Annotated in this window: 7 protein-coding genes; 1 reads left to right on the top strand and 6 read right to left on the bottom strand. The window is 73.4% G+C overall.

The features are described 5' to 3' along the window. Positions 1–45: 45 nt before the first annotated feature. Both F9B16_RS49590 and F9B16_RS49585 read right to left on the bottom strand, forming a co-directional pair. Complete coding sequence (locus tag F9B16_RS49590; RefSeq protein ID WP_151547217.1) at positions 46–429, bottom strand: hypothetical protein; 384 nt, start codon at positions 427–429, stop codon at positions 46–48. A 94-nt stretch (positions 430–523) separates the two neighbouring features. Beyond that, positions 524–1,666 (bottom strand): acyl-CoA dehydrogenase family protein, encoded by a 1,143-nt coding sequence (locus tag F9B16_RS49585; RefSeq protein WP_151547216.1) that lies wholly within the window; start codon positions 1,664–1,666, stop codon positions 524–526. 71 nt (positions 1,667–1,737) lie between these two features. Here F9B16_RS49585 and F9B16_RS49580 point away from each other — a divergent pair, with 71 nt between their 5' ends. Next, positions 1,738–2,295 carry a TetR/AcrR family transcriptional regulator gene (locus F9B16_RS49580; RefSeq protein WP_151547215.1) on the top strand — a complete coding sequence of 186 codons (558 nt, stop codon included), beginning with the start codon at positions 1,738–1,740 and terminating at the stop codon, positions 2,293–2,295. Between the two features lie 47 nt (positions 2,296–2,342). Here F9B16_RS49580 and F9B16_RS49575 read toward each other — a convergent pair whose 3' ends face one another. The 4 genes from F9B16_RS49575 to F9B16_RS52055 form a co-directional block, all read right to left on the bottom strand. Then, positions 2,343–2,933, bottom strand: coding sequence for a GTP-binding protein (locus F9B16_RS49575; RefSeq protein WP_151547214.1), 591 nt, complete (start codon positions 2,931–2,933; stop codon positions 2,343–2,345). Continuing rightward, positions 2,914–3,300 carry a DUF742 domain-containing protein gene (locus tag F9B16_RS49570; RefSeq protein ID WP_151547213.1) on the bottom strand — a complete coding sequence of 129 codons (387 nt, stop codon included), beginning with the start codon at positions 3,298–3,300 and terminating at the stop codon, positions 2,914–2,916. Before F9B16_RS49570 ends, F9B16_RS49575 begins: the two co-directional genes overlap by 20 nt. A 7-nt stretch (positions 3,301–3,307) precedes the next feature. Further along, positions 3,308–3,745, bottom strand: coding sequence for a roadblock/LC7 domain-containing protein (locus F9B16_RS49565; protein WP_151547212.1), 438 nt, complete (start codon positions 3,743–3,745; stop codon positions 3,308–3,310). Then, the coding region (locus F9B16_RS52055) for a hypothetical protein (protein ID WP_225992670.1) at positions 3,742–4,018 on the bottom strand (277 nt) is incomplete at its 5' end. The genes F9B16_RS49565 and F9B16_RS52055, both read right to left, overlap by 4 nt.

Raw genomic sequence — 4,018 nt, 5'->3', positions numbered from 1 at the left:
GCCGGCGCGTCGGAGAAGGCCTCCAGCAGCCGCCGCCAGGCGCGATCAGGACTCGGCATTGCGTCCCCCAGTCAGTCCGGCCCGGTCAGGCCCGTCGTCGTCCTCGTCCTCGTGGTCGTCGTCCCCGTCGACGTGCCCGGGCGGGAAGGCCAGCAGCGCGTACCGGCCGAGCTTGGCCAGCACCGCCGGGGCGCCCGCGCCGAGCGCGAACGCCGCCCAGGGCGCGGTGATCATGTCGCTGGCGGCCGCGGCGGACGTCACCATCGCGGCGAGCATGCAGTGCAGCGCGCAGGCGAACAGGTAGTACCCGCCGCCCGGCCCGCGCGGATACCTCCAGGGCGGCCGGGCGACGCGCCGGTTCGCCTCGAGGAAGGCCAGCGTGCGGTTCGCCACGGCTCCCATGAGTCCCCACAGGACGAACTGCCACATGCTTCGACGCTAGGCGGCCGCGCGGGGACGGTCTGTGACGCGTCGTACAGAACGGCGTGGAACGGCGTGCGGATCGGGGCGCGCCGGAACCGGGTCAGCGGGCGAGGTGGCGGGAGATCACCAGGCGCTGGATCTGGTTGGTGCCCTCGAAGATCTGCATGACCTTCGCCTCGCGCATGAAGCGCTCCACCGGGAAGTCGCGGGTGTAGCCGGCGCCGCCGAGCACCTGGACGGCGTCGGTGGTCACCTTCATCGCGTTGTCGGTGGCGACGAGCTTGGCGATGGACGCCTCGCGGCCGTAGGGGCGGCCGGCGTCCTTCAGCCGGGCCGCCGACAGGTAGGTGGCGCGGGCCGACTCGACCGCGGCGGCCATGTCGGCGAGGACGAACGCCAGCCCCTGGTGGTCGATGATCGGCTTGCCGAACGCCTCGCGCTCCTTGGCGTAGGCGACGGCGTGGTCGAGGGCGCCCTGGGCGAGGCCGGTGGCGACGGCGGCGATGCCGAGCCGGCCCGCGTCCAGCCCGGCGAGCGCGATCGACAGACCCTGCCCCTCGGCGCCGATCAGGTGCTCCGCCGGGATCCGCGCGTTCTCCAGCCGGACGGTCGCGGTGGTGGAGCCCATCAGGCCCATCTTGTCCTCGGGCTGGTCGAACTCCAGGCCGGGCGTGTCCGCCGGGACGTAGAAGCAGGAGATGCCGCGGGACTTCTCGTCGGACGTGCGGGCCATGACGGTGTAGAAGTCGGCCTTGCCGCCGTGGGTCGTCCACGCCTTGGCGCCGTTGAGGACGTAGGAGTCGCCGTCCCGGACGGCCTTGGCGCGCATCGCGGCGGGGTCGGATCCGGCGTGCGCCTCCGACAGGCAGTACGCGCCGAGCCGCTCGCCCGAGAGCAGGTCCGGCAGCCACCGGGCGCGCTGCTCGTCGGTGCCGAAGGCGAGCAGCGGGAAGCAGGACAGCGCCTGCACGCTGACGCCCACGCCGACGCTGGCCCACACCGAGCCGATCTCCTCCAGGACCTGCAGGTAGATCTCGTACGGCTGGCCGCCACCGCCGAACTCCTCGGGGAAGGGCAGCGTGAGCAGGCCCGCCCGCCCGAGCGTGGTGAACACGTCGCGGGGGAAGGTGCCCGTGCGCTCGGCGTCCGCGACGCGCGGCGCCAGCTCCTTGGCGGCGATTTCGCGGGTGAGGGCGAGCAGGTCTTCGGACTCGGACGTGGGCAGGTGCCGGGTGGCGGGCATGCGCGACTCCTTTCGCCACCTGAACGGTACCAGAACGAGTACCAGAGAACCGCTTTTGGTACTGTCACGGGATGACGGAGACCCGGGCCGAACGCCGCCGCGCGGAACTGGTCGACCGGCTCATCGAGGTGTTCCTCGACCGGGGCTTCGCGGGCGTCGGCGTCGCCGAGCTGGCCGCCGCCCTGCGCTGCTCCAAGAGCACCCTGTACGCCGTCGCGGCCAGCCGCGAGCAGATCATCGTGACCGTCGTCCGCGCGTTCTTCCGCCGCGCCACCGAACGGGTCGAGGCGGCCGTGGACGCGAGCGCCGAGCCCCGCGAGGGGGTCGGCGCCTACCTGCGCGCGATCTCCGCCGAGTTCGCGGCCGCCTCGCCCGCCTTCTTCGCCGACCTGGACGCGTTCCCCCCGACCCGCGAGATCTACAAGCGCAACATCCTGGTCGCGGCGCGGCGCGTGCAGGCGCTCGTCCGCGAGGCCGCCCCGGGCGCCGACGCCGAGTTCGTCGGCGCCGTCGCGGGCCAGGTGATGGAGTCGATCCACCGCGGCGAGATCAAGGCGCAGACCGGCCTGGACGACTCCGCCGCCTACGCCGCGCTCGCGGCCCTCATCGTCGCCCGCACGACCGCCTGATCAGCGTCCCCGCCACCCGCACGAACGGTGCCCGCACGGCCGTTCGATCACGCCGTGGCCGACTGCAGGGCGTGCTCGACCAGCCGGATCAGCACGTTCTTGGCCGAGTCGTAGTGCCGGACGTCGCACAGCACGACCGGGACGTCCGGGTCCAGGTCGAGCGCGTCGGCGATCTCCTCGGTGGTGTAGCGGCGCGCGCCGTCGAAGACGTTCGCCGCGACGACGAACGGGATGCCCCGGTTCTCGAAGAAGTCGATGGAGGCGAAGCTCGTCGGCAGCCGCCGCGTGTCGACCAGCACGATCGCGCCGACGGCGCCGTAGGCGATCTGGTCCCACATGAACCAGAACCGCTCCTGCCCGGGCGTCCCGAACAGGTACAGCCGGACGCCGCCGGAGAAGGTGAGCCGGCCGAAGTCCATGGCGACGGTCGTGGTGGTCTTGCGCTCGACGCCGCCGAGGTCGTCCACCCCGACGGACGCGTCGGTCAGGACCTCCTCGGTGCGCAGCGGGCGGATCTCGCTGACCGCGCCGACCAGGGTCGTCTTGCCGACCCCGAACCCGCCGGCGACGAGGATCTTCAGCGTGTGCGCGGGGAGGTCCTCGGCGGGCGCGGTGGGGTCATAGGCGGCGGAGTTCATCGAGCACTCTCATCAGGATCTTCGGGTCGGGACGGCCGGTGCTCCGCCCGGCCGGCTCGGCCTGGGGGACTTCTTCGACGAGGCCGTACTGGTGCAGGTCCGCCAGCAGGATCTGCACGACCCGCAGCGGCAGGTCGGTGTCGGAGGCCAGGTCGGCGGGGGTGGAGGGGTGGCGGCACAGCTCCAGCAGCCGCCGCTGCTCGCGCGACAGCCACACCCGCTCGCCGGGCGTGCGGCCCGTCGCGACGAGCAGCGTGACCAGGTCGACGTCCATCCCGCGGGGACGGGTGCGCCCGCGGGTCACCGCGTACGGCCGCACGATCGGGCCGGCGTCCGCGCCGACCCAGCGCTCTCTCGGAGTCTCCACGGCCGGCTCAGCCCGGGGCGCCGGCCTGCGACGGGTCGGGCGCGTCCTGCGTCCGCGGCGCCGTGCCGAGCTGGCGCCGCACCCGCTTGATCAGCATGGTCGTCTCGTAGGCGACCAGCCCGGCGTTGCCGCCCGCGTCGCTCAGCACCGCGAGGCAGCTGCCGTTGCCGGCCGGCATCACGAAGAACAGCAGCCCGTCCAGCTCGACGACCGTCTGCCGGACCTGCTTGGCCTGGAAGTGCTCGCGGGCGCCGTTGGCCAGGCTGTGGAAGCCCGACGACAGCGCGGCGAGGAACTCGGCGTCCTTGCGGGTCACCCCGCCGGAGGCGCCCATCACCAGGCCGTCCCGCGACAGCAGCACGGCCTGGTGCACCTCCCCGACCCGCTCGACCAGATCGTCCAGCAGCCAGTCCAGCTCTCCGGTGGCGTGGCCCTGCTGCGTCATCCCTGCCCCCATTCATCGCGTGGATCGCGATCGTCCGGATCGTCGTCGTCCCTGCCCCGAAGCCATCCCGACTGTAGCGATGACATCAGGTCCCGGTTGACCTCCGGGCTCGGCTCGTCGTACTCCTCGGCGGGCCCGGGGCCCCACGCCCCGTTGGGGCCGACCGCCCCCGGCGCGGGGCCCGGCGCGGGCCGCGCGCGCAGCTGCGGCGCCATGTTGCGCTGCCGCACCCGGCGGGGGAGCCGGCCCGTCACCTCGCTCGACTCGGCGGGG

Origin of the sequence: Actinomadura montaniterrae (genome assembly GCF_008923365.1) — a bacterium.
Classification (GTDB): Bacteria; Actinomycetota; Actinomycetes; order Streptosporangiales; family Streptosporangiaceae; genus Spirillospora; species Spirillospora montaniterrae.
This window is presented reverse-complemented; position numbering and strand designations above follow the sequence as displayed.